The 22529-nt window shown below is 49.0% G+C and carries 24 protein-coding genes; 14 read left to right on the top strand and 10 right to left on the bottom strand.

The features are described from left to right. The first annotated feature begins 711 nt into the window (after window positions 1-711). From rpmH to AC3ISQ_RS21820, 11 genes are all read left to right on the top strand, one after another. Entirely contained in the window at window positions 712-852 is a 141-nt protein-coding gene (gene rpmH / locus AC3ISQ_RS21870) for a 50S ribosomal protein L34 (RefSeq protein WP_005976668.1), read from the top strand. 18 nt (window positions 853-870) lie between these two features. After that, window positions 871-1230 (top strand): ribonuclease P protein component, encoded by a 360-nt coding sequence (gene rnpA, locus AC3ISQ_RS21865; RefSeq protein ID WP_489349916.1) that lies wholly within the window; start codon window positions 871-873, stop codon window positions 1228-1230. Further along, window positions 1194-1451 (top strand): membrane protein insertion efficiency factor YidD, encoded by a 258-nt coding sequence (gene yidD / locus AC3ISQ_RS21860; protein WP_489349914.1) that lies wholly within the window; start codon window positions 1194-1196, stop codon window positions 1449-1451. Before rnpA ends, yidD begins: the two co-directional genes overlap by 37 nt. Before the next feature lie 2 nt (window positions 1452-1453). Next, complete coding sequence (yidC, locus tag AC3ISQ_RS21855) at window positions 1454-3091, top strand: membrane protein insertase YidC (RefSeq protein ID WP_489349912.1); 1638 nt, start codon at window positions 1454-1456, stop codon at window positions 3089-3091. A gap of 80 nt (window positions 3092-3171) precedes the next feature. Next, on the top strand, window positions 3172-4536 hold the full coding sequence (gene mnmE / locus AC3ISQ_RS21850; RefSeq protein WP_489349911.1) for a tRNA uridine-5-carboxymethylaminomethyl(34) synthesis GTPase MnmE: 1365 nt from the start codon (window positions 3172-3174) through the stop codon (window positions 4534-4536). Between the two features lie 125 nt (window positions 4537-4661). Beyond that, on the top strand, window positions 4662-4988 hold the full coding sequence (locus AC3ISQ_RS21845; RefSeq protein WP_489349909.1) for a helix-turn-helix domain-containing protein: 327 nt from the start codon (window positions 4662-4664) through the stop codon (window positions 4986-4988). Continuing rightward, on the top strand, window positions 4973-5284 hold the full coding sequence (locus AC3ISQ_RS21840; protein ID WP_489349907.1) for a HipA N-terminal domain-containing protein: 312 nt from the start codon (window positions 4973-4975) through the stop codon (window positions 5282-5284). Before AC3ISQ_RS21845 ends, AC3ISQ_RS21840 begins: the two co-directional genes overlap by 16 nt. Further along, entirely contained in the window at window positions 5284-6339 is a 1056-nt protein-coding gene (locus tag AC3ISQ_RS21835) for a type II toxin-antitoxin system HipA family toxin (protein WP_489353439.1), read from the top strand. Before AC3ISQ_RS21840 ends, AC3ISQ_RS21835 begins: the two co-directional genes overlap by 1 nt. A gap of 116 nt (window positions 6340-6455) precedes the next feature. Continuing rightward, on the top strand, window positions 6456-7181 hold the full coding sequence (locus tag AC3ISQ_RS21830) for a 4'-phosphopantetheinyl transferase family protein (protein ID WP_489349905.1): 726 nt from the start codon (window positions 6456-6458) through the stop codon (window positions 7179-7181). Between the two features lie 311 nt (window positions 7182-7492). After that, window positions 7493-8059, top strand: a complete 567-nt coding sequence (locus AC3ISQ_RS21825; protein WP_489349904.1) for an NADPH-dependent FMN reductase — start codon at window positions 7493-7495, stop codon at window positions 8057-8059. Window positions 8060-8154: 95 nt separating this feature from the next. Beyond that, window positions 8155-9207 carry an alpha/beta hydrolase gene (locus AC3ISQ_RS21820; protein ID WP_489349903.1) on the top strand — a complete coding sequence of 351 codons (1053 nt, stop codon included), beginning with the start codon at window positions 8155-8157 and terminating at the stop codon, window positions 9205-9207. A gap of 54 nt (window positions 9208-9261) precedes the next feature. Here AC3ISQ_RS21820 and AC3ISQ_RS21815 read toward each other — a convergent pair whose 3' ends face one another. Beyond that, entirely contained in the window at window positions 9262-10599 is a 1338-nt protein-coding gene (locus AC3ISQ_RS21815; RefSeq protein WP_489349902.1) for an NCS2 family permease, read from the bottom strand. A gap of 216 nt (window positions 10600-10815) precedes the next feature. Between AC3ISQ_RS21815 and yieH the strand changes: the two genes are divergently transcribed. Beyond that, on the top strand, window positions 10816-11481 hold the full coding sequence (yieH, locus tag AC3ISQ_RS21810; RefSeq protein WP_489349901.1) for a 6-phosphogluconate phosphatase: 666 nt from the start codon (window positions 10816-10818) through the stop codon (window positions 11479-11481). A 286-nt stretch (window positions 11482-11767) separates the two neighbouring features. Continuing rightward, window positions 11768-13402, top strand: a complete 1635-nt coding sequence (locus AC3ISQ_RS21805; RefSeq protein ID WP_489349899.1) for a fibronectin type III domain-containing protein — start codon at window positions 11768-11770, stop codon at window positions 13400-13402. Window positions 13403-13436: 34 nt separating this feature from the next. On the opposite strand, the gene AC3ISQ_RS21800 is transcribed toward AC3ISQ_RS21805, so the two are convergent. The 3 genes from AC3ISQ_RS21800 to AC3ISQ_RS21790 form a co-directional block, all read right to left on the bottom strand. Further along, window positions 13437-14177, bottom strand: a complete 741-nt coding sequence (locus AC3ISQ_RS21800; RefSeq protein WP_489349897.1) for an amino acid ABC transporter permease — start codon at window positions 14175-14177, stop codon at window positions 13437-13439. A gap of 1 nt (window position 14178) precedes the next feature. After that, window positions 14179-14892 carry an amino acid ABC transporter permease gene (locus AC3ISQ_RS21795; protein ID WP_489349896.1) on the bottom strand — a complete coding sequence of 238 codons (714 nt, stop codon included), beginning with the start codon at window positions 14890-14892 and terminating at the stop codon, window positions 14179-14181. Window positions 14893-14956: 64 nt separating this feature from the next. Beyond that, window positions 14957-15796, bottom strand: a complete 840-nt coding sequence (locus tag AC3ISQ_RS21790; RefSeq protein WP_489349894.1) for an ABC transporter substrate-binding protein — start codon at window positions 15794-15796, stop codon at window positions 14957-14959. Window positions 15797-15959: 163 nt separating this feature from the next. Between AC3ISQ_RS21790 and AC3ISQ_RS21785 the strand changes: the two genes are divergently transcribed. After that, window positions 15960-16427 (top strand): DoxX family protein, encoded by a 468-nt coding sequence (locus AC3ISQ_RS21785; protein WP_489349892.1) that lies wholly within the window; start codon window positions 15960-15962, stop codon window positions 16425-16427. 72 nt (window positions 16428-16499) lie between these two features. Here AC3ISQ_RS21785 and phoU read toward each other — a convergent pair whose 3' ends face one another. The 6 genes from phoU to AC3ISQ_RS21755 all read right to left on the bottom strand — a co-directional run bounded on the left by phoU (window position 16500) and on the right by AC3ISQ_RS21755 (window position 22401). After that, on the bottom strand, window positions 16500-17240 hold the full coding sequence (phoU, locus tag AC3ISQ_RS21780; RefSeq protein WP_489349891.1) for a phosphate signaling complex protein PhoU: 741 nt from the start codon (window positions 17238-17240) through the stop codon (window positions 16500-16502). 12 nt (window positions 17241-17252) lie between these two features. Further along, window positions 17253-18023 carry a phosphate ABC transporter ATP-binding protein PstB gene (gene pstB / locus AC3ISQ_RS21775; protein ID WP_489353438.1) on the bottom strand — a complete coding sequence of 257 codons (771 nt, stop codon included), beginning with the start codon at window positions 18021-18023 and terminating at the stop codon, window positions 17253-17255. A 53-nt stretch (window positions 18024-18076) separates the two neighbouring features. Continuing rightward, complete coding sequence (gene pstA / locus AC3ISQ_RS21770) at window positions 18077-18967, bottom strand: phosphate ABC transporter permease PstA (RefSeq protein WP_489349889.1); 891 nt, start codon at window positions 18965-18967, stop codon at window positions 18077-18079. 1 nt (window position 18968) lies between these two features. Then, window positions 18969-19928 (bottom strand): phosphate ABC transporter permease PstC, encoded by a 960-nt coding sequence (pstC, locus tag AC3ISQ_RS21765; RefSeq protein ID WP_489349887.1) that lies wholly within the window; start codon window positions 19926-19928, stop codon window positions 18969-18971. A gap of 82 nt (window positions 19929-20010) precedes the next feature. Beyond that, window positions 20011-21051, bottom strand: a complete 1041-nt coding sequence (pstS, locus tag AC3ISQ_RS21760; RefSeq protein WP_489349885.1) for a phosphate ABC transporter substrate-binding protein PstS — start codon at window positions 21049-21051, stop codon at window positions 20011-20013. A gap of 159 nt (window positions 21052-21210) precedes the next feature. Next, window positions 21211-22401: a Wadjet anti-phage system protein JetD domain-containing protein gene (locus tag AC3ISQ_RS21755; protein ID WP_489349883.1), complete on the bottom strand. Its 1191-nt coding sequence runs from the start codon at window positions 22399-22401 to the stop codon at window positions 21211-21213. Window positions 22402-22529 lie beyond the last annotated feature (128 nt).

Here is a 22529-nt window from a genome sequence, read left to right as displayed (position 1 = left end):
GGCGGACTCCACTCGAACAAGATCAAATAAAAGAAAAGAAACGGGCTACTTTTTATAACTCATGATTTTTGACACACGCCCGGCATCGGCTAATTGCCAGTGAGGCTTGCGAACCGCCTTCCACGGTTTATGCCCTCTCCGATCCCTGCGTGAGGATCGCGATCGGAATGACGGATCATAGCGCAAACCGAGCAAGAGATCCTCCCCTTCCTCACAGATTAGATCCTTTTTATCCACAGGCCTCGACCGGTGGTGAACTTTCCACCAGTAGCGCCAAAAACCCCATGGCTTCTTCCCTTAATGCAAGCATTTTTTGCACCGATGGTAAGTTATACCTTGTTATCCACGGCGGATCGCTTCGATTATCTCGAAGGATCGAACGGCGATCCTTGCGATTTCAGCCCGAGTCCGTATAATCTTCGCCCTACGTGTGATACCTGGTTCCTTAATGGTGCTTCATCAGCCAGGCAGGATTCTGCGGTGACCACGGGCCAACACCGGGTTTAACTCGATATTGGCAAGCAACCAGGTAGTCTCTCTTTTGGCGTTGAAAAATGCTGAAACAGCGCGATGCGAATTGACTCAGGACTGTACAATTATTACAATCCCGCCTCTTTATGTATTGCGATTGAGGCGTCGGTCGTCTTCACGCCGAGTAGCCAAACGCGTTTGACTTCTCAGTAATCATTTTAAGTTTAGGTAGAAATCGCCATGAAACGCACTTTCCAACCGTCCGTATTGAAGCGCAACCGTAGTCACGGTTTCCGTGCTCGTATGGCCACCAAAAATGGTCGTCAAGTTCTGGCTCGCCGTCGTGCGAAAGGCCGTACTCGTCTGTCCGTTTCTAAGTAATAAAAGCTAACCCGCTGAGTGGTTAAGCTAGCTTTTCCCAGGGAGTTACGTTTGTTAACTCCCACTCATTTCACTTTCGTCTTCCAGCAGCCACAACGGGCTGGCACGCCGCAAATCACCATCCTCGGCCGCCTGAACCAGCTGGGGCATCCCCGCATCGGTCTAACCGTCGCCAAAAAACACGTCAAACGCGCGCATGAGCGCAATCGGATCAAACGCCTTACCCGCGAAAGCTTCCGTTTGCACCAGCACGATTTACCGGCGATGGATTTTGTCGTGGTGGCTAAAAAAGGGATAGCGGATTTGGATAACCGTACGTTGACGGAAGTTTTGGAAAAATTATGGCGTCGCCACTGTCGCCAGGCTCCCGCATCCTGATCGGGCTGGTACGCGCTTACCAGCTCGTTCTCAGTCCGCTGCTAGGGCCACGTTGTCGCTTCCAGCCAACCTGCTCTCATTACGCAATTGAGGCATTGCGCAGGTTTGGCATGATAAAAGGCAGTTGGTTGACAGTGAAACGCGTATTAAAATGCCACCCTTTGAACCCAGGTGGTGATGACCCCGTGCCGCCGAAAACCGACGATAACAGAGAACACTAACGATGGATTCGCAACGCAATCTTCTTCTCATCGCTCTGCTGTTCGTGTCTTTCATGATCTGGCAGGCTTGGCAAACGGACAATGCTCCGCAACCAGCCGCACAGACCACGCAACAGACTACGAATTCCGCAACCGGTGATGCCGCCAGCCAAGCTGTACCAGCCAGTGGCCAGGGTAAACTGATTACCGTGAACACCGACGTGCTGTCGCTGACCATCAACACCCGTGGTGGTGATATCGAGCAAGCCAAACTGTTGGCTTACCCGGACACCTTGGGATCATCGACTCCGTTCCAATTGCTGGAAACGACTCCATCGTTTGTTTATCAAGCGCAAAGTGGGTTGACCGGTAAAAATGGCCCAGATAACCCGGCTAACGGCGAACGTCCGTTGTTCCAAGCTGCGCAGGATACCTACACCCTGCCAGAAGGTCAGAATGAACTGCGTATCCCTCTGACTTACACCGGTAAAGACGGCGCTATTTACACCAAGACTTTCGTGCTTAAGCGTAACCATTACGCGGTTGGCGTTGACTACACTGTCGACAACAAGAGCAGCACGCCGCTGGAACTGACCCTGTTCGGCCAGTTGAAGCAAACCACAGAATTACCTAAGCATCGTGATACCGGCAGCAACAACTTCGCGCTGCACACCTTCCGTGGTGCTGCGTATTCTGCCAGCGATGCTAAATACGAGAAGTACGCGTTCGACAAGAGCGATAATCTGGATGTCACCACTCAGGGCGGTTGGGTTGCCATGTTGCAACAATACTTCGCGACTGCGTGGGTTCCGGCAACTCCGGGTAACAACACCTTCTATACCGCTAAGCCAGGCGACAACCTGTCAACGATTGGCTTTAAATCAACGCCAGTCGTCGTGCAGCCAGGCGCACAGCAACAACTGAACGCGACCCTGTGGGTTGGCCCAGAGTTGCAAGATCAAATGGCTCAGTTAGCTCCGCATTTGGATCTGACCGTTGATTACGGTTGGTTGTGGTTCATTTCCCAACCACTGTTTAAGCTGTTGAAGTTCCTGCACAGCTTTATCGGTAACTGGGGCTTCTCGATCATCGTTATCACCTTTATCGTGCGCGGTATCATGTACCCGCTGACTAAGGCGCAGTACACCTCGATGGCGAAAATGCGTATGTTGCAGCCAAAACTGCAAGCCATGCGTGAGCGTATCGGTGATGACAAACAGCGCATGAGCCAAGAAATGATGGCGCTGTACAAGTCAGAGAAAGTGAATCCACTGGGTGGCTGCTTACCGCTTATCATCCAGATGCCAATCTTCCTGGCGTTGTACTACATGTTGATGGGCTCCGTTGAACTGCGTCATGCGCCGTTCGCCCTGTGGATCCACGACTTGTCAGCACAAGACCCGTACTACATTCTGCCAATCCTGATGGGCGTGACGATGTTCTTCATCCAGAAGATGTCGCCAACCACCGTGACGGACCCAATGCAGCAGAAAATCATGACCTTCATGCCGGTGATTTTCACAGTGTTCTTCCTGTGGTTCCCGTCTGGTCTGGTGCTGTACTATATCGTCAGTAACTTGGTGACCATCATCCAGCAGCAGTTGATCTACCGCGGTCTGGAAAAACGTGGTCTGCATAGCCGCGACAAGAAAAAGTCGTAAGCTTCCAGGTCAAGAGTTTGCCCTAAAAAGGCGGTCATTTGACCGCCTTTTTGCATATTGAATCGTCAGAGAGAACCATTATGAGTACCACCGAAACTATCGTCGCCCAAGCCACCCCTCCGGGACGCGGTGGCGTCGGCATTTTGCGTATTTCTGGCCGTGATGCCAAAGACGTCGCTCAAGCGCTACTCGGCAAACTGCCAAAACCGCGCTACGCCGATTACTTGCCATTCCGCGATGCCGAAGGTGCCACTCTCGATCAAGGCATCGCCTTGTGGTTCCCAGGCCCAAATTCGTTCACTGGTGAAGACGTGCTGGAGCTGCAAGGCCACGGTGGTCCGGTCATTCTCGATCTGCTGTTGAAGCGCGTGCTAGCACTGCCAAACGTGCGCATTGCCCGTCCGGGTGAGTTCTCTGAACGTGCTTTCCTCAATGACAAACTCGATTTGGCGCAGGCTGAAGCCATCGCCGACTTGATCGACGCCAGTTCTGAACAGGCTGCTCGTTCAGCAATGAACTCATTACAAGGTGCGTTTTCAACTCGCATTCACCAGCTAGTGGAAGCACTCACTCACTTGCGAATCTACGTGGAAGCGGCAATCGACTTCCCGGACGAGGAAATCGACTTCCTTTCCGACGGTAAAATCGAAGCGCAGCTCAACGGTGTAATGGCCGATTTGGACAACGTGCGCCACGAGGCACGTCAAGGCAGCCTGCTGCGTGAAGGGATGAAAGTAGTGATCGCCGGGCGGCCTAACGCCGGTAAATCCAGCCTGTTGAACGCATTGGCTGGCCGTGAAGCCGCGATCGTCACCGATATTGCGGGTACTACGCGCGACGTATTACGTGAGCACATCCACATTGATGGGATGCCATTACATATTATCGACACCGCCGGTCTGCGCGAAGCCAGTGACGAAGTAGAGCGAATTGGTATCGAACGTGCTTGGAATGAGATCGAAAAAGCCGACCGCGTGCTGTTTATGGTGGATGGCACCACCACCGACGCCACAGAACCTAAAGCGATCTGGCCAGAGTTTATGGCGCGTCTACCAAACACATTACCCATCACCGTAGTGCGAAATAAAGCTGACGTTACTGGTGAAACGCTAGGTATCAGCGAAGTAAATGGTCACTCACTTATCCGCCTATCAGCACGAACCGGCGAAGGTATCGACGAATTACGCGACCACTTGAAGCAAAGTATGGGCTTCACCAGCAATATGGAAGGTGGCTTCTTGGCTCGTCGACGTCATCTTCAAGCACTGGAACAAGCGGCACAGCATCTGGTGGAAGGTAAACATCAGTTAGTAGGTGCTTACGCTGGAGAGCTACTGGCAGAAGAGTTACGTTTGGCGCAGCAAGCGCTGAGCGAGATCACCGGTGAATTCACCTCCGACGACCTGCTGGGACGGATTTTCTCTAGTTTCTGTATTGGTAAGTAAGTCAAAGGTTCATTTATAAACCATTTTTCAAAATAAATATTTAATCGGTTTATATATAGACCAATAGGTTAGAATTGGTCTATATTTAATCTATTATTAGTATTTAAGTTATAAAAAGGTCATTTATGAGCCAACTTAACAGTAAACCTGCAATACTGAAACTCCAAGAACTGACAAGAATAATCAATGAGTTGCAGCATGAGTTAGTTCTTAATGCCGAACTTAATACCACCAGCATACTGGAAAATCAGATCCATTCATCAACCGAGTTTGGTGCCAAACTGAATGCCCGACGCAAAGAACTGGGTATCGAACTGACGACGCTGGAACTACAGACCGGGGTTTCCACATCCACCCTAAAGCGCCTATTTAGAGATCCAGACCAGGTGAAATTCGCCACCGTTTACTCTGTCGCTGTCGCTTTGGGGATAAAATTGTGCGCCGTAGAGTGAGGGTTTATCTCTACGGAGAGCATATTGGCGACTTAAGCCAAGACAATGAAGGTTATCTGTTTGAGTATCTCCCAGATTACCTCGGCCCTCCTGTATCTCTCAGCCTGCCGGTCAAAACAGGCCGCTTCGCCAGCAAAACCCTACATCCCTATTTTGCCTCGCTAGCTCCAGAAGGTTGGTTAAAACAACGCTATAGCCAGTTGCAGCAAGTGGATGAACAGGATCTGCTGGGGATTTTGATCCAAAACGGTAAAAACCTGATCGGCGCGATACAACTGATCGCAGAGGATCAATGATGAACAGATGTCGAATTTTGCTGACCCCACTCATCAATACCGACGAAATACAAAGCGGTTATAGTGCGAAGGGATTAAAACACCTATTTAACTCTGTTAAAGCGAGCACCGATCTGAATTTCACTCGACAACAGTTTGTTCATGAATTGCCAAAAATACAAAAGGGTATGAGCATTTCAGGCTATCAACCCAAACTGCAACTGGTGTTTAGCGGTTCTGAACTCAAAGTGGTTGAGTATCAAGGCAACTTTATCCTGAAACCGTCTCCTGCCGAGTTTCCACATTTAGCCGAAAACGAACACGCCACCATGACATTAATGGCGCGGTTAGGATTTACGGTTCCCCCGCATGGATTATTGCGTTTCAAACCCGACAATCCTAATGATCAACCTGAATTCGCTTTTGTCATCAGGAGGTTTGATCGCGATAACAAAAGTGGGGCAGCTATTCATCAAGAACAGCTAGATGGCGCAATGGGGATTGGCGAGAAATACGGTAAAACGCAGACTGACGGCAAGCAGTATGTCAGCTACCAGCAGATTGCCAACTTCTTGATCAATCAGGTTAATGACAACATAAAATTCAAGATCGATTTGTTTCGTCGCATTGTTTACGCTTATTTGCTAGGCAATAACGATATGCACCTACGCAATTTTGGTTTACTTCATCTTCCATCTAGCAAACCCACATTAGCACCGGTTTACGACTTCGTTTCTGTTGCCCCTTATCAAGAATATTTTGCTTCTGGCTATCTGGCATTGCCATTATTGGTACAAGAGGAAGGTGAGATAGCACTCGCACCAGGATTTGAAACGCAATATGGTGAATATATCGGCATTGATTTCTTGCTGCTGGGTCTGAGCATGGGATTAAGCAAAGAATTGATTAGAAATATCCTGCAGGTAAAGCTCCCCAATGAGGTTGATTTGGTTGAATCTACCTATCGAGAGTCATTTATGCCTCTTGCAGCTATCAACGCTACGCTTCGTTGCTATCGGCAACGCCTGCATCGCATTCAATTGCTAGATGAACTCCCGATTAAAACCCCAACCTAGTTATACAAACCGTGCAAAAAACGCCTATGCAGGATATTTTTTGATGATAATGCTTATGGTTAGGATTAATCTAACGCTCTGATGAATGCTAAGAATTATCTTACACGGAGCGTACAATGGCATGTCACTTTGCCCGATGGAATTCGGCCCCTACTTCTTTTAATACCCATCGGCTCTCTGCCGAAATAGTGGCGATCACCGAAGGATATTCTATTAAGCGTCGCCAACGCTTCCTGCAAGGTCGCATTTTATTGGCCGAGATGATGTTTTATCTGTACGGTCTACCCACTTTACCCACGATGACCACCACACCGACGGGTCGCCCTTGCTTTACCGATAATCACTTTCCTGATTTCAGTTTAGCTTACGCCAGTAACACGGTGGGGGTGTTACTCAGTACCGAAGGTAAAGTTGGGTTGGATATCGAGGTCATTCGCGCACGTGGTGTCACCCAACGCAATCTACAACGCCAACATCAGAGCACAACCGAAACCGCCTGGATCGGCGCGCAACACGATCGCTTAGAAGCAGAAACTCAACTATGGAGCATTCGTCAGAGCGTATTGAAATTATCTGGCTTGGGTAATCATGGCCAATCTACACTGAATTTACATCCGTTTTCCGGTTACCTACGTTCTAGTGCAACACCACAAGTTCAGGTGATGAGTGATGCTGAAGAATACCTGAGCTGGGCCTGCGCCCATGAACCCAATCTGGAGCGACTCACCTGCTGGCAATATGACGAACAGCAAGGTTTGCAAAAATGTGGCGAGATCTCCCCGCACTCTCCCTCAACCTCAACTCGCTTTATGAAATTCAGTAGTAAAACGAATATTTATTAAAACAGCCATTTAACCGTTATTTTTTATCGAAAAACTAAAAATATCATTTTCTTTAATATATACCCTAAATAATTGGAGTTGCATCGAGGCGGCAAGAGAACGAGTCCCGATGAGCTTACGCCAGTAAGTGATTCGGGTGAGTGAACGCAGCCAACAAAGAGGCAACTTCAAGTATGACGGGTATATTTATTTATGAGGAAAATTGTAAAAGTAAATGAATCTGCAGGAATTGCCTATTATCATTTATCCGTTTGTCCTACTATTTACTGGTATTTATCCGCTGAATCTGTTCATTGAAAGGGAGAGTCACCATGTCAGACCAAGCATTAAAAATCGTCACTTTGCTCGGTAGTCTCCGCAAAGGTTCTTACAATGCTATCGTTGCCAATACGTTACCTAATCTGGCTCCGCATGGTGTAACCATTGAAGCACTACCTTCCATTCGCGATATTCCGCTGTACGATGCAGATCATCAGCAAGCTGAAGGGTTCCCAACCACAGTTGAAGCTATTGCCGAAAAAATCCGGCAAGCCGATGGTCTCATTATTGTCACCCCGGAATATAACTACTCCGTACCCGGTGGTTTGAAAAATGCTATCGATTGGCTATCTCGCCTGCCAAACCAACCGCTCGCAGGTAAACCCGTCGCCATTCAAACCAGCTCAATGGGGCCGATCGGTGGCGCACGCTGCCAGTATCATCTGCGACAAATATTGGTATTCCTGGATGCAATGGTGATAAACAAACCGGAGTTTATGGGCGGAGTGATCCAAAACAAGATCGATGAACAAGCGGGAACGTTAAGCGATCAGGGTACATTGGATTTCCTGACCGGTCAGTTAGCTGCATTTAGCGATTATATTCGCCGTGTGAGATAACACTTCACGTTGACGCTTTCAAAAAACAATCTAATGGAAGCGTCATAAAATACATCACTACAATATTAATTTATTAAATATCAAAGCAATATATTATGTATTTTTTTATTTTTGCCATTTTCTTGGTTTTTATCACCAGACCACTATCAGCCGCAGAAATGCGTTATCCTGCCGGAGAAGAACCGGTAATTTTGCCAGAAAACAGCCTGTTAAATGCACAATTGAAACGCACGGCGCAGAATCAGGAGGACACGAAAACAGAAGCAATGTCGCTCTACCTAACCTTGATGCGTGAAGATGAGCATAATGTTTGGGCGCCTTACCAATTAGCCGCATCTTCAGCAGAAAAAGGTCAGACGGAACTGGCTGAGCGTTATCTACAACTCAGTGCCAAACGCGGGTTATGGTATTACTACAACCTATTGGAAGACGACTCATTCAACAATATTCAATACAGACCGACCTACCAATCGGTACTGGCTGAAACCAAAAATCGCTATCAACAGCATGCCCAGCAATTCGAAGGTAAGGCCGACGTTGCCCTACCAGAAGGCTCCGCACCGGAGGCTGGTTGGCCGGTGGTGATTTTCCTGCACACATACGGTAAGGCCGCCAATATAAGCGCTGATGAACGGCAGCTTTTTGGTGAGCTGGGAGTGGTTTACATCGAGGTGAACGGCTCGCAGATGTTGGCAGAAAATAGCTTTCGTTGGTCGAACCACAGTGAGGAAAGTACGCAAAATATCGTCCAACACGCCTTGCGCCAACTGCCGGCAAGCTTGAAGTTAGATACTCAGCAAGTGTACCTGACCGCTCGTGGGCAAGGGGCTTTGCATGCCGCTAACATATTGGCGAAATACCCGCAGTTTTACGCAGGGGCACTGCTGGTGGCACCGCGCGGTCACATTACCCCCGCACCACAATCGCTAGCAGCCAATAAACGGGTGCTGGTGGCCTATTATGATCGGCAAAACTTTATGGATCAGTCAGTTGCTTTACATTTTTCTGAACTGTTTAGCTCCCATAATCAGGTACAAACGCAGCATTTTGCACAAGGAGAGGATGAAATAGGCGGTTGGAAAGCTCGTTTTACCCGACCTTTGGAATGGGTTTTAGGGAAATCATCAGACGCGACTCCGGGGGCATAACATTATTGGGCGGGCACTATTTGCGGCTAAGAGCAGTGCCCACCTAAACCGTTTTTAGTGACCGTCGATAAACACGATCTTCAACACAAACAACAACGCCACTACGATCACGCAAGGGCTGATTTCACGCCAGCGACCAGTGCCCAATTTCATCACACAGTAAGAGATAAAGCCGAGGGCAATCCCTTCGGTGATAGAGAAGCTAAATGGCATCATCACTGCGGTGACATACGCAGGAACCGCTTCGGTCAGATCGTCCCACTTAACGCGTGCCAAGCTGGAAGTCATCAAAACACCCACGTAAATCAACGCGCCCGCTGCGGCATAAGTCGGAACCATTCCCGCCAACGGCGATAGAAAGATAACCAACAGGAACAGCAGCCCCGTCACCACCGCCGTCAGGCCGGTACGCCCACCAACGGAAACCCCGGAAGAGCTTTCGATATACGCGGTCACTGAGGATGTACCGATAAAGGAACCCGCGACTGAACTGATGCTGTCGACATACAACGCCTGCTTCATGCGTGGAAATTTACCTTTCTCATCGGTCAGTCCGGCTTTGTCGGTCACGCCAATCAATGTACCGGATGAGTCGAACAAGTTGACCAGCATGAAGGAGAAGATCACTCCGGCTAGCCCAACATTCAGCGCACCAGCCAGATCCACTTGCCCCACCACCGAAGTCACGCTTGGCGGCATGGAGAACACACCGCCGTATTTCACATCGCCCAGCGCCCAGCCAATCAACGTGGTCACAACGATGGAAACCAACACCGCCGCGTGGATATTGCGCGAGGCCAAAATAGCGATAATAAAGAAGCCTAACACCCCGAGCAGCACGCTGTGTGAGGTCAGATTACCAATCGCTACCAACGTGTCTGGGTTAGCAACCACGATCCCGGCGTTTTTCAGCCCCATCATGCCGATAAACAGACCGATACCGCTGGTGATCCCCACGCGTAAGCCGAGCGGGATATTAGCAATCATCCAATAACGAATACGGAAGATAGTCAGTAACAGTAAACCCACCGCACCCCAGAAAATCGCCCCCATGCCGACCTGCCATGAGATCCCCATCGCGCCCACGACGACAAAAGCGAAGAATGCGTTCAACCCCATCGCCGGAGCCAACGCTACCGGTAAATTCGCGAACAACCCCATGAGAATACTGCCGAAAGCAGCAATCAGACAGGTCGTGACAAACACCGCCTGCGTATCCATGCCCGCCGCGCCCAAAATCTGTGGGTTAACGAACACGATATACACCATCGTCAAGAAGGTAGTAATACCGGCAATCGTTTCCGTACGCGCCGTAGTGCCATGTTGCTTGAGTTTAAACACACGCCCAAGCAGGCCTTGTTCTGTTTCAAGGCCAGAGACTGGTTTGGTCATTATCAGAATTCCGAAGAAGGGGAATGGACTATCGCTGGCTATCCTATAACAAAAAGTAGGGGTTTTGACCTATGTCACAGGTTTTTTTCGTTTACCCACTATAACTCTCTGTATTTTCTGATGTTCGTCTTTTTGAACCAATTAAAGGATCGCATTCCAATTCGATACGGTTAAAGTGGGAATAATGACCATTTAACCGAAGGATGAATCCCATCAATGAATCAGATTGACTGTATTTTATTTGACTGCGACGGCACGCTGGTCGATAGCGAAGTGTTATGTAGCATGGCGTATGTGCATATGTTTGCCCAGCACGGCATTCAGCTTTCGTTGGATGAAATGTTCAAGAAGTACAAAGGGGTCAAACTGCACGAAATCATCGAGCAGGTGAACGCAGAACATGGTAGCCAACTGCCGATCGCCGAATTAGAGCCAATATATCGTCAGGAAGTGGCTCGTTTGTTCGATAACCAATTGCAGCCGATCGCAGGTGCGCGTGAATTATTGGAGCAAATTACCGTGCCGATCTGCACCGTTTCCAACGGCCCAGTCAGTAAAATGCAGCATTCCCTCGGTTTGACCGACATGCTTTCTCATTTTGATGACCGGTTGTTCAGCGGTTACGATATCCAGCGCTGGAAGCCCGACCCTGCCATTTTGTTCCATGCCGCTGAAGCTATGCAGGTACCGATCGAGCGCTGTATTTTGGTGGATGATTCTCCTGCTGGCGCACAAGCCGGGATCGCTGCCGGGATTCCCGTGTTCTATTTCTGTGCCGATCCGCATAACCCACAGATAGAACATCCACAGGTCACTACGTTCCACGCATTGAGCCAATTGCCAGAGCTGTGGCGGCAACACGGATGGAAATTAACTCGCTAATTCTGTCTTATTGCCAGTGCCATGCGCTGGCTTAATTCATCATCACAACTCTCATCGTATTTAATTACCTAGTAATGTATTTTATTATCGGCAACAAAAGTAATCAGAAGGTAAATTAAGATAAAATATATTGGAAATTTTTATTTTATAAATAATGAGTGCTAATGATTACGTTATGGTGCTCCATATCACTATTATTCCACCACTGCCAATTGCAATAAGCTTTTCGGCAGCCTATCGAAAATAACAATACATACTTAAAATTAACGGATAAAGTGAGGATTGTATGAACAATGATTACTCAGTAATTGCCTATCCTGTATGGCAGGCGGGTGGTAATGTTTGGTATTCAGCATGTCAAACTACTCTTTATAATCTGACGGATAGCGATATTATCAATCCGACAATTGCATTTGATGTCGACTCATCACAGACTATTTCTCAATACTCTAATTTTAATTTCAGCCGTTCAGGTAATACCATCACCGGGAACTTGCAGGAAAAAAATACCATTCCAGCGCAAGGTTCTGTTACTTTTATTATTGGTGTGGGTAATAACGATGGTGTTTCTATTGGTAATCTACCCCATAACTTCTTTGTAAACGGTCAGGATGCCAATCCACCGCAAGACAATGAAGCGCCTTCTGTTCCACAAGGTCTACAAGCCACCAGCGTCGGTGCACAAACGATTAGTCTGAGCTGGAATGCCTCTACCGATAACGTCATGGTGGGGGGTTATCAAGTCAGCTACTGCACCCAAGGTAGCGCCCCAAGTGTACTCACTACCAGCACTACGACCATTAACCTATCTGGTCTGATGCCGGAAACGACCTGGACAATCACCATCTCGGCCTATGATTTATCCGGGAATAATTCGGCAGCATCAACGCCATTAGTCGTTAATACCTTGCCAGCACTTCCTGATCCTGGTCCATGGAGTTTCTCTTGTGCGCCATTTATTGATTACACCTCATGGCCAACGCCTCAAAGCAGTGTATATGGCAGCGATACCGGTATTCGTAGCTATGTATTAGGTTTCTTAACTGCAGCACAAACTGAAGATGGCAGCATAAAACCTTGTTGGGGCGGTTTGACATCCGTCACCGATGCTACCACAGGCATCGCATATTTAGGTGATGCGACAGTATCAGATTATGGTAAGGATGATATTACCGCCTTCCGTAATCTGGGCGGGGATATTGCCATTTCATTCGGCGGTGCCGCTGGCAGCCTGATCGAATCTAAGGTAGCGGATATTACTACCTTGGTTTCTCTCTATCAGGGCGTCATTGATAATTACCAGTTGACCCATATTGATTTCGACTTTGAAGGCGCTGTTTTACAAGAAAGTGACATCATGCAACGGCATGTGAGTGCCATTGCACAGGTACAAATTAACAATCCGACCCTGCAACTGGCCTATACCTTACCTGTTGATGGGCAAACCGATGCAGCCAGTCAGGGTTTGACCTCTTTTGGTCAGACGTTTATCAAAATGCTCAGTGATGCCGGTTTGCGACCTTCATTATTCAATGGCATGACCATGGATTTTGGTAGCACCAATCCACCGCCAGATGTTTATCAAGGTTGCGTATTGGCTCTGAACGCGTTGAATACACAAATCGCCACCGCGTTTGGAAATTGGGATACCGCCCATATTTGGCGTCGGATGGGGGCAACGCCGATGTTTGGTTATAACGACAACGGCACGGATTTCACCCCTGATAATCAACAACAACTCTTGGCGTTTGCTACCACCAACAATATGGGTTGTCTGTCAGGATGGGATGCGACTCGTGATTATAACCAAGGGTTGGCTATGTGCCAGACCACCGAGCATAGCAATTTGTATGCCTGCACCTATGAGGGCACCGAGTCTTACACTTACAGTAAGATGATTGTCACTTACACACATCAATAAACGTTAGGTGCCGGATAACGCCGGCACTTTACACTCAAACCGCCGATAATGACGGCTTATTGCGCCACCAGCGCCTTGTTCGCTTCAACGCTTTGGTCTGAGGACTAAAGCGTTGATTTAAGCCATTTGCCAGTAAATCCAGCGTCAAACAGAACACGAAATACACCAGTGCCACAAACAGGAACACCTCCATCGGATAGACCATGCTGCGGTTATTCACCTGCGTGGCCAAAAAGGTCAGTTCCCCAACACCAACAATGTACGCCAAAGACGTGTCTTTGATCAGCGAGATCCATTGATTGATAAACGACGGTACCATCATGCGCAACGCCTGCGGCAGCACGATCGACAGCAACACCTGCCAACGATTGAGCCCCAGAGATAACCCGGCTTGCCATTGTCCGGCACCGATAGCGACGATCCCCGCCTTCACCGCATGCGCCAAATAAGCCGAAGCGATCAACGCCAATGCGCAAACTACAGTGGTGATTTCTGGGATATCGACACCAAACACGATTGGCAGCAGAAAGTAAGTCCAAAAAATCAGCATGATCACCGGAATGGCACGGAAGAACCCCAACACAGCAGCAAGCCCAGCGGCAAAAACACCCCGCGACATAGCCAGTGCGATACCCAGCACCGTGCCCAATAATGCCGATGCCACTCCCGCCATCAGGCTGATCGCCAGCGTTAGCGCGGCACCACCTAATGGGCCATCAGGAAAAGTGCCCCACAGCAGATAACCGAGATTGTCATAGATCACGGTGAAATCCATTTCAATGTCCTCCCAGCGGTTTACGCTGTTGTCGCCACATGCCCCAACCTTCTAGCAGTGCAATAATCGCGATATACAACAGTGTCGCGACACCAAACGCTTCGAAAGTACGCAATGTTTCGGTTTCTACCTGACGTGAGGCATAAGAAAGTTCTGCCACACCAATCGCCATCGTCAGCGAAGAATTTTTGATCAGGTTCATGTACTGCCCAAGCAGCGGTGGCAACGCAATTTTCAACGCCTGCGGTAACACCACATAACGCATCGCCTGCCAACCGGTTAACCCCAAAGCATTAGCTGCGTATTTCTGCCCAACGGCGACACCACGGATACCTGAGCGAATCTCTTCGGCAATAAAAGCGGCGGAATAGAGCGTCAAACCCAAAAACCCCGCCAAAAACTCAAACGAAGGCCAAAACGGATGTGGTGTATTCAGCCACTGCATAGCGGAAGACGGCAAGATTTGCCCGGCGGCGAAATACCAGAAGAACAGTTGCACCAATAACGGCGTATTACGAAACAGCGCGCTGTAACTCACTGCCAACCAGCGCAACGGTTGCAAACGACTATCGCGCATCGCTGCCAGCAGAAAACCCAACAACGTTGCGGCCACACCGGCACAAACCGAAAGCCATAGCGTTAGCAAAAACCCCTGCCACAGCCAGCTTAGATATTGCGGTGCCAACAGCCAATCGGTGAGTTGTTGCCAGTTCATGGTCATTCTTCCTTTGCCGAATGCAGCAAGGGCACGGCAAGCTGCGCCCTTCCGGTCATCAATATTAGGCTTTTGGTTGCTGATCTAACGGAGCAATAGTGAAACTGCCCCGCGGCTGTGCGGTTTTAGTTTCGGGGCCAAACCAGCGATCGTAAATTTTCACCGCGTCACCGTCTTTTTCCAGCTTGATCAAAGTGTCGTTGATGGTCGCGGTCAAACGATCTTCACCTTTGGGAATACCGATACCTTGATACTCTTTGGTGATGCTGAACGGCGATATTTCAAAATCGGCTTTCTGGGCCGCGGGCAAATTACCCAACAACCCGACTAGCTTGGCATCATCTTGAGTAATCGCCTGTACGTTACCATTACGCAATGCCACGAATGCTAGCGGCGTGTCGTCGTAAGAGATCACTTTCGCCGTTGGATAATGTTCGCGTAGAGTGATTTCCTGCACCGTACCTTTATCAGCACCGATGCGCAGGGTTTTAATATCGTCTGGGGTTTTTAGTACGCCTTTATGGGCAATAAATTTTTGCCCGGTGGCGAAGTAAGGCACACTGAAATTCACCTGTTTAGCGCGTTCGTCAGTAATGGTGAAGTTAGCGGCGATCAAATCCACTTTCTTCGATGCCAGCAGCGGAATACGGTTCGCTGGATTGGTGGCACGTAGTTCCACTTTCACACCTAGCGCTTTACCGATGGCATCCGCCACATCCACGTCATAACCCACCAACTTTTTAGTCTGCGGATCGACATAACCAAACGGCGGATTGCTATCGAACACCGCAATGCGCACCACGCCCGCGCTTTTAATGTCGTCGAGTTTGTCCGCATGAGCGACCCCCGTCGCCAAACCGGTGAAAGTTGCTAACAGAGTGAAAGCCAAAGCGCGCTGTTTCATGAAGTGCTCCTAAGTGGTTGATGTCCTGCTGATAGACAAGCTAGCAAGTCGCACTTAGGTCTGGAAATAATATAAAAAGCTATGTTTATAACCTTTCATGCTCAAATGGGTAAATTCAATATCTTGGTATACTCCTATTACCTGAAAAGTAAGGAGTGCTCTCATGTCACTATATCTATCCCTATTCCGTTCACCTGGCAGTGCCTGTTTTCTGCCATTGACCCTAATGCGTGTCGCCTTTGGCCTATTTTTCTTCGCTTCCGGTTTTAACAAGGTGTTTGTTCCCGCGAACCAAGCATTAATGCTGGAAACCATTACCGAAGCGGGTATTCCTTTCCCAGTGTTTATGGCGGTGTTTGTCGCCAGTTGTGAGGCATTGTTTGGTTTACTGTTAGCGGTGGGATTATTAACGCGGCTAAGTGCGTTGGTGCTGATGATAGTTAGTTTGGTAGCACTATTTACCGTTGGGCTGCATCACATCCCCGGCGGTTTGAACCTTCTCACTTGGTACAGCTGGTTACTCTATCTGCCGGAATCAGGCTACATCCTGATGAGCATAATGCTGATAGTACAAGGTTGTGGTCCATGGGGAATTGATCGCGCCTTGGTCAAAGCTTTCCAGCGGACGTAGTGGGTTATCAGGATAGTAAAAATAGTAAAGGCGCAGTTCATTCCCTGCGCCTTTACCAGATTTCCTAGTCGATTACTTTTTGTTTTTATCGGCTTTTTTCACGTTCTCTTCCAGCAGTGACTCCAAATCATCGCCGCCGAGATGCCGGAAATCATGACCTTTGACGAAGTAGAAGATAAATTCGCAGATATTCTGGCAACGATCGCCGATACGTTCGATCGAACGGGCACAGAATAACGCAGTTAACACGCTAGGGATGGTACGTGGATCTTCCATCATGTGTGTCATCAACTGACGCACGATACCTTCGTATTCCTGATCGACCTTTTTATCTTCACGATAGATACGAATAGCTTCATCCAGATCCATGCGCGCAAAAGCATCCAGCACATCATGCAGCATTCGCACCGTGTGACGCCCCAGCGACTCCAGGCTCACCAGCAATGACTGATGCTGCTGCGAGAACTTCTCTAGCGCGGTGCGACAAATCTTGTCGGCAACATCTCCGATACGTTCCAGCTCGGAAATGGTTTTGATGATCGCCATCACCAAACGCAAATCGCTGGCGGTCGGCTGGCGTTTAGCGATGATGCGCACGCAGGCTTCATCAATCGCGACTTCCATCATATTGACCTTTTTATCATCCTCGATCACCCGTTTTGCCAGCTCACCATCTTGGTTGTGCATCGCAGTGATCGCGTCGGTCAGTTGCTGTTCCACCAGCCCGCCCATGGTCAAAACCTGGGTACGGATGTGCTCGAGTTCTGCGTTGAACTGGCCGGAAATGTGCTTGTTTAAATTCAGATTATCCATGATGCATCCTAATCAACCATAACGGCCAGTAATGTAATCTTCGGTCTGCTTCTTCTGTGGCGCAGTGAACAGGGTATCAGTATCACTGAACTCAATCAGTTCCCCCAGATACATAAACGCCGTAGAGTCAGAACAACGAGCTGCCTGCTGCATATTGTGAGTCACAATAACCACGGTGTAATCAGACTTCAATTCGCTGATCAGCTCTTCAATTTTACCGGTGGAAATTGGGTCCAATGCCGAGCAAGGTTCATCCAGCAACAAGACTTCTGGACGAATAGCGATACCCCGCGCGATACACAGGCGCTGTTGCTGACCACCGGACAGGCTGTAACCGCTCTGGTGCAATTTATCTTTGGTTTCATTCCACAGCGCCGCTTTAGTCAGCGCCCACTGCACACGCTCGTCCATATCAGCACGCGACAGTTTCTCGAACAAACGCACGCCAAAAGCGATGTTGTCGTAAATCGACATCGGGAACGGCGTCGGCTTTTGGAACACCATGCCGACTTTGGCACGCAGCAGGGCGATGTCCTGATTATCAGTCAGGATGTTTTCACCATCCAACAGGATGTCGCCTTCTGCACGTTGCTCTGGGTATAGCTGGTACATCTTGTTGAAAGTACGCAGCAAAGTAGACTTGCCGCAGCCAGATGGGCCAATAAACGCGGTCACTTTGTTTTTAGCGATATCCAGCGTAATGTTTTTCAGCGCATGGAATTTGCCATAGTAAAAGTTCAGATCGCGTACCTGGATTTTGCTGCTGGAAGCGTCAGTAACCATACTCATCAAGACTTCTCTCTTTTTACCGCGCCGCCGAAGTAGCGCTTAAATTTTTATGAATGCTTTTTCTTGGCGAAAATGACACGCGCCAGAATGTTCAGTAACAGTACGCACAGGGTGATCAGTAGCACCCCGGCCCAAGCCAGTTGCTGCCATTCGGCAAACGGGCTCATCGCAAATTTGAAAATGGTCACCGGCAAGTTAGCGATCGGCTGCATCAGATCGGTGCTCCAGAACTGGTTCGACAGCGAGGTGAACAGCAGTGGGGCGGTTTCCCCGGCAATACGCGCTATTGCTAACAGCACACCGGTAATGATGCCTGACACCGAGGCTTTCAGCGTGATGGCTGAGATCATGCGCCACTTCGGTGTACCCAGTGCGTAAGCCGCTTCACGCAGCGTATCCGGCACCAATTTGAGCATGTTCTCGGTCGTTCGAATCACGATCGGCACTTGTAACAGCGCTAGCGCGATGATGCCTGCCCAACCGGAGAAGTGCTCCATCTTCGCCACTACGATGGTGTAGACGAACAGGCCCACCACGATGGACGGTGCAGACAGCAAAATGTCGTTGATAAAACGGATGATTTCCGCCAACCAAGACTTACGACCGTATTCCGCCAAGTAGATGCCGGCCATGATGCCCAGCGGGGTACCAAAGATAGTTGCCCACAGAATCAACAAGCCGCTACCGGCGATGGCGTTAGCCAAACCACCACCCGCCGTATTTGGCGGCGGAGTCATTTCAGTAAACAGTGCCAACGACATACCATCGATGCCCTTGGTGATGGTGGAGAACAAAATCCACACCAGCCAGAATAGACCAAAGGCCATGGTTGCCATCGACATAAGCAGCGCCAAACGGTTGATCATGCGGCGTTTAGCCTGCATTTTGCGGCGCGAGTTTGCCAGTTCTACGTTATGTTGCATATCCATCGTCGCCACGTTAGCGTCCCTCGTTCTTAGCTAAGCGCATCACCATCAGCTTCGACAGCGCCAGAACGATAAAGGTGATAACAAACAGAATCAGACCCAGCTCCATCAGCGCCGCGGTATGCACGCCAGATTCCGCTTCGGCGAATTCGTTGGCCAGCGCAGAGGTGATACTGTTACCCGGCATATACAGCGAAGCACTGTCGAGTTGGTAGGTGTTACCGATGATAAAGGTCACCGCCATGGTTTCCCCCAGCGCGCGCCCCAGACCCAACATCACGCCGCCAATCACACCATTTTTGGTGAATGGCAGCACGATACGCCAGATAACCTCCCAAGTGGTGCAGCCGATACCGTAGGCTGACTCTTTCATCATCACTGGGGTTTGTTCAAACACATCGCGCATTACCGCAGCGATGTAAGGAATAATCATGATGGCCAGGATCACCCCAGCGGCCAGAATACCGATACCGAAGGCCGGGCCAGAGAACAATTCACCGACGATTGGAATACCCGAGAGCACGTTGCCAACAGGCGTTTGGAAATATTCGGCGAATAACGGGGCGAAGACGAACAACCCCCACATGCCGTAAACAATACTTGGGATCGCCGCTAACAGCTCAATAGCCACACCCAGCGGGCGTTTCAGCCAGGCTGGTGCTAATTCGGTCAGGAACAGGGCGATACCAAAACTCACTGGCACAGCGATAATCAGTGCAATCAGTGACGTAACGACGGTGCCGTAAATCGGTACCAGCGCACCAAATTGTTCAGCGGGAGCATCCCACTCTTTGGTCCACAGGAAGGAAAAACCGAATTTCTGTATGCTCGGCCAAGAGGCGAAAATCAGCGAAACGATAATGCCGCCTAGCAGCAATAAGGTAATCAGCGCCGCCAGTTTAACTAACGCGCTGAAGATGAGATCACCATTCTTACTCGGTGCTTTAATGGTCGGCTTACTAGACACAGCCATAGATTACTCTTCTTTCTAATTGAAGCGTTTTAATGCAGGTGCGGTATGTACCGCACCTTGAAGTTATACCCTAACGGGTATATTAGTAGAGAGCCTTACCTGAACTATCTTTAATGTTGGTTTTCCAAGCTGCACGAACTTGTTCAATGACCGAATCAGGCAGCGTGGCGTAATCCAAATCGCTCGCTTGCTTGCCGCCATTCTTGTAAGCCCAGTCAAAGAACTTCAACACTTCAGCGCCTTGCTCTGGTTTCTTCTGATCTTTGTGCACCAGAATGAAAGTAGTAGAGGTGATTGGCCAAGCATGGTCACCTTTCTGGTTGGTCAAGTCCTGAGCGAAGGTCTTGCTCCAATCTACGTCTTTCGCCGCAGCACTGAAGTTCTCTTCTGTCGGACTCACCGCTTTGCCGTCGGCAGAAATCAGCTTGGTATAAGCCAAATTGTTCTGTTTAGCATAAGCGTATTCAACATAACCGATAGAGCCCGGCAGACGTTGTACGAACGCGGCAATACCGTCGTTGCCTTTACCACCCAGACCGGTTGGCCAGTTAACTGTAGAACCTTTACCTATTTTCTCATTCCACTGCGCATTCACTTTAGACAGGTAGCTGGTGAACACGAATGAAGTGCCTGAGCCATCGGCACGACGCACTACCGCAATGTTCTGATCCGGCAGTTTCACGTTCGGGTTCAGTTTAACGATAGCTGGGTCATTCCATTTTTTCACGTTACCCAAGTAGATATCGCCCAGGGTCTGACCATCTAAAGTCAGTTCGCCAGATTTGATGCCCGGAATGTTAACGGCCAGAACCACGCCACCGATCACGGTAGGGAATTGGAACAGGCCATCGGCTGCCAATTTTTCGTCAGTTAGTGGGGCGTCGGAAGCACCAAAGTCAACGGTGTTAGCAATGATTTGCTTCACGCCACCCGAGGAACCGATCCCCTGATAGTTAACTTTGTTGCCGGTTTCTTTCTGATAAGAATCTGCCCACTTGGCATAAACCGGAGCGGGGAATGTCGCACCTGCACCGGTCAGGCTAGCAGCAGCGAATGCAGACACAGAGGCCAAAGAGAATGTCGCTGCCACAATACTGGCGACGGTGGTACGCATCAGTTTCATAATCCCTCCTAATGGGATATTTAGAATCGACCTAGGGTCGTTTTTCATCAGAGTAAGTATTGTTGCAGGAGGGAAAATAGGACAGTTTAGTGACAGAAAAATGTATGAAATATTACAGTTATATGACAACAAACAATTTATTCGCTTAACTCATTGTTATTACATCGTTTGCAAAACCAGTTCCAATAAACGAAAAGGTATCCGCTCTTGCTCCAGACGTAAACGTACCTGCCAGTGATCGCTTTTTATCTGTTGATATAATTGCAGTTCATTTTCAGAGAGCTGTGGTAGGAAAGCGGCGGAGTGAACATGGTTGGCGGGTTCTTCTCCCCAAACGTCACGGCATTGCAATAATGTCATTTCATCCATTAACAACGAACGGGTATGCGGAAAATAACCACGCAATTGCGACAAAATGGCAAAGCCGTGGCTGTCGATATCGCCCCAATAGAGGATTTGGCAATCATTAAGCCAAGACACTTGCTTAAGCATCTGCACGCCATACCCTAGCCCGAAAACCACCAGCGCGTTTTTGACTGGCGGAAATGCCAAGCCATTGACCTTATTTTCAGTAATAAAAACCCGATCCAGTAACAAGTCCAGTTTGGCAAACTCATCAATCGGTATGGTCAGATCACGTAATCCCCCCAACTCAGCCGATAACATAGGATCTAATAACCGAAAGCGCACCTGTGGCAGTTCATAGCGTAGGCCAAATCGTTGTTCGAATCCGTGCTCACTCAGGCTCTGAAAATGATGATTGATATCGCCTTCTGATAGCAGATTATCAAGCAACGTTTTCAAGATGCTTTTATGTACTTCAATAAATTTACTGTCGATACCCGGGATATCCAGTTGGCGAATATAAACGCCGGGGCGCGGGTGGGTGAGAAAGAACTGGCACACCGCAATCAATTCAGGCCAACGTCCCTGATATTTATCAATCAGAGGCGCGGCATTACCAAGCTGGGTCATCAGGGCAGGAAAAGCCCGTTGCAAGCGTTCGACGTCTGAAACAAAAGCTTGCCACTGCTGCCAACAACCGAGAAAACGAGTCAATGCCTCAATATTGGCAAATTCAACGGCGATGGGGAGCCGTTGTCTGCCCATGGTAGCAAACTGAAACTCCTGCTCAATGACGGTCACATCTTTAACGTCACACAAACCCGCACGAAACTGCCCCAGTTGCAGGTGCAACTCCGTAAAACCATGCAGCAATTGTTTATCCGTCAGTTTCGATAACGGTACCCGGTAAGGAAACAGGGATTCATTGCTGAGCCAAGTTTTATGAAAAGTGAAATTCAGCCATTTTTTACTCAACTTCTGCTTGAGTGCTTTAATTTCTAACATAATTTATACCCAAAATAATTGGAGTTGCATCACAAAAAGGCTCCAGCCTTTTTGAACAGCGCTTGCGCTGGCCCGTAGGGTGCTTTGCATAATCCCGATGAGCTTACGCCAGTAAGTGATTCGGGTGA

This window comes from Serratia sp. KH_031 (assembly GCF_057839655.1).
Note: the sequence above shows the minus strand (reverse complement) of the source record. Positions and strands in the feature narration are given on the sequence as shown.

What these genes read in the sequence shown, in the direction of transcription:
- AC3ISQ_RS21835 (WP_489353439.1), top strand. Translation starts at nt 5,284, where the DNA reads ATGAACAGATGTCGAATTTTGCTGACCCCACTCATCAATACCGACGAA.
- AC3ISQ_RS21830 (WP_489349905.1), top strand. Translation starts at nt 6,456, where the DNA reads ATGGCATGTCACTTTGCCCGATGGAATTCGGCCCCTACTTCTTTTAAT.
- AC3ISQ_RS21845 (WP_489349909.1), top strand. Translation starts at nt 4,662, where the DNA reads ATGAGCCAACTTAACAGTAAACCTGCAATACTGAAACTCCAAGAACTG.
- AC3ISQ_RS21805 (WP_489349899.1), top strand. Translation starts at nt 11,768, where the DNA reads ATGAACAATGATTACTCAGTAATTGCCTATCCTGTATGGCAGGCGGGT.
- AC3ISQ_RS21820 (WP_489349903.1), top strand. Translation starts at nt 8,155, where the DNA reads ATGTATTTTTTTATTTTTGCCATTTTCTTGGTTTTTATCACCAGACCA.
- AC3ISQ_RS21800 (WP_489349897.1), bottom strand. Translation starts at nt 14,177, where the DNA reads ATGGATTTCACCGTGATCTATGACAATCTCGGTTATCTGCTGTGGGGC.
- AC3ISQ_RS21755 (WP_489349883.1), bottom strand. Translation starts at nt 22,401, where the DNA reads ATGTTAGAAATTAAAGCACTCAAGCAGAAGTTGAGTAAAAAATGGCTG.
- mnmE (WP_489349911.1), top strand. Translation starts at nt 3,172, where the DNA reads ATGAGTACCACCGAAACTATCGTCGCCCAAGCCACCCCTCCGGGACGC.
- yidD (WP_489349914.1), top strand. Translation starts at nt 1,194, where the DNA reads ATGGCGTCGCCACTGTCGCCAGGCTCCCGCATCCTGATCGGGCTGGTA.
- AC3ISQ_RS21790 (WP_489349894.1), bottom strand. Translation starts at nt 15,796, where the DNA reads ATGAAACAGCGCGCTTTGGCTTTCACTCTGTTAGCAACTTTCACCGGT.
- AC3ISQ_RS21785 (WP_489349892.1), top strand. Translation starts at nt 15,960, where the DNA reads ATGTCACTATATCTATCCCTATTCCGTTCACCTGGCAGTGCCTGTTTT.
- yieH (WP_489349901.1), top strand. Translation starts at nt 10,816, where the DNA reads ATGAATCAGATTGACTGTATTTTATTTGACTGCGACGGCACGCTGGTC.
- AC3ISQ_RS21795 (WP_489349896.1), bottom strand. Translation starts at nt 14,892, where the DNA reads ATGAACTGGCAACAACTCACCGATTGGCTGTTGGCACCGCAATATCTA.
- yidC (WP_489349912.1), top strand. Translation starts at nt 1,454, where the DNA reads ATGGATTCGCAACGCAATCTTCTTCTCATCGCTCTGCTGTTCGTGTCT.
- rpmH (WP_005976668.1), top strand. Translation starts at nt 712, where the DNA reads ATGAAACGCACTTTCCAACCGTCCGTATTGAAGCGCAACCGTAGTCAC.
- phoU (WP_489349891.1), bottom strand. Translation starts at nt 17,240, where the DNA reads ATGGATAATCTGAATTTAAACAAGCACATTTCCGGCCAGTTCAACGCA.
- pstB (WP_489353438.1), bottom strand. Translation starts at nt 18,023, where the DNA reads ATGGTTACTGACGCTTCCAGCAGCAAAATCCAGGTACGCGATCTGAAC.
- AC3ISQ_RS21825 (WP_489349904.1), top strand. Translation starts at nt 7,493, where the DNA reads ATGTCAGACCAAGCATTAAAAATCGTCACTTTGCTCGGTAGTCTCCGC.
- pstC (WP_489349887.1), bottom strand. Translation starts at nt 19,928, where the DNA reads ATGGCTGTGTCTAGTAAGCCGACCATTAAAGCACCGAGTAAGAATGGT.
- AC3ISQ_RS21815 (WP_489349902.1), bottom strand. Translation starts at nt 10,599, where the DNA reads ATGACCAAACCAGTCTCTGGCCTTGAAACAGAACAAGGCCTGCTTGGG.
- pstS (WP_489349885.1), bottom strand. Translation starts at nt 21,051, where the DNA reads ATGAAACTGATGCGTACCACCGTCGCCAGTATTGTGGCAGCGACATTC.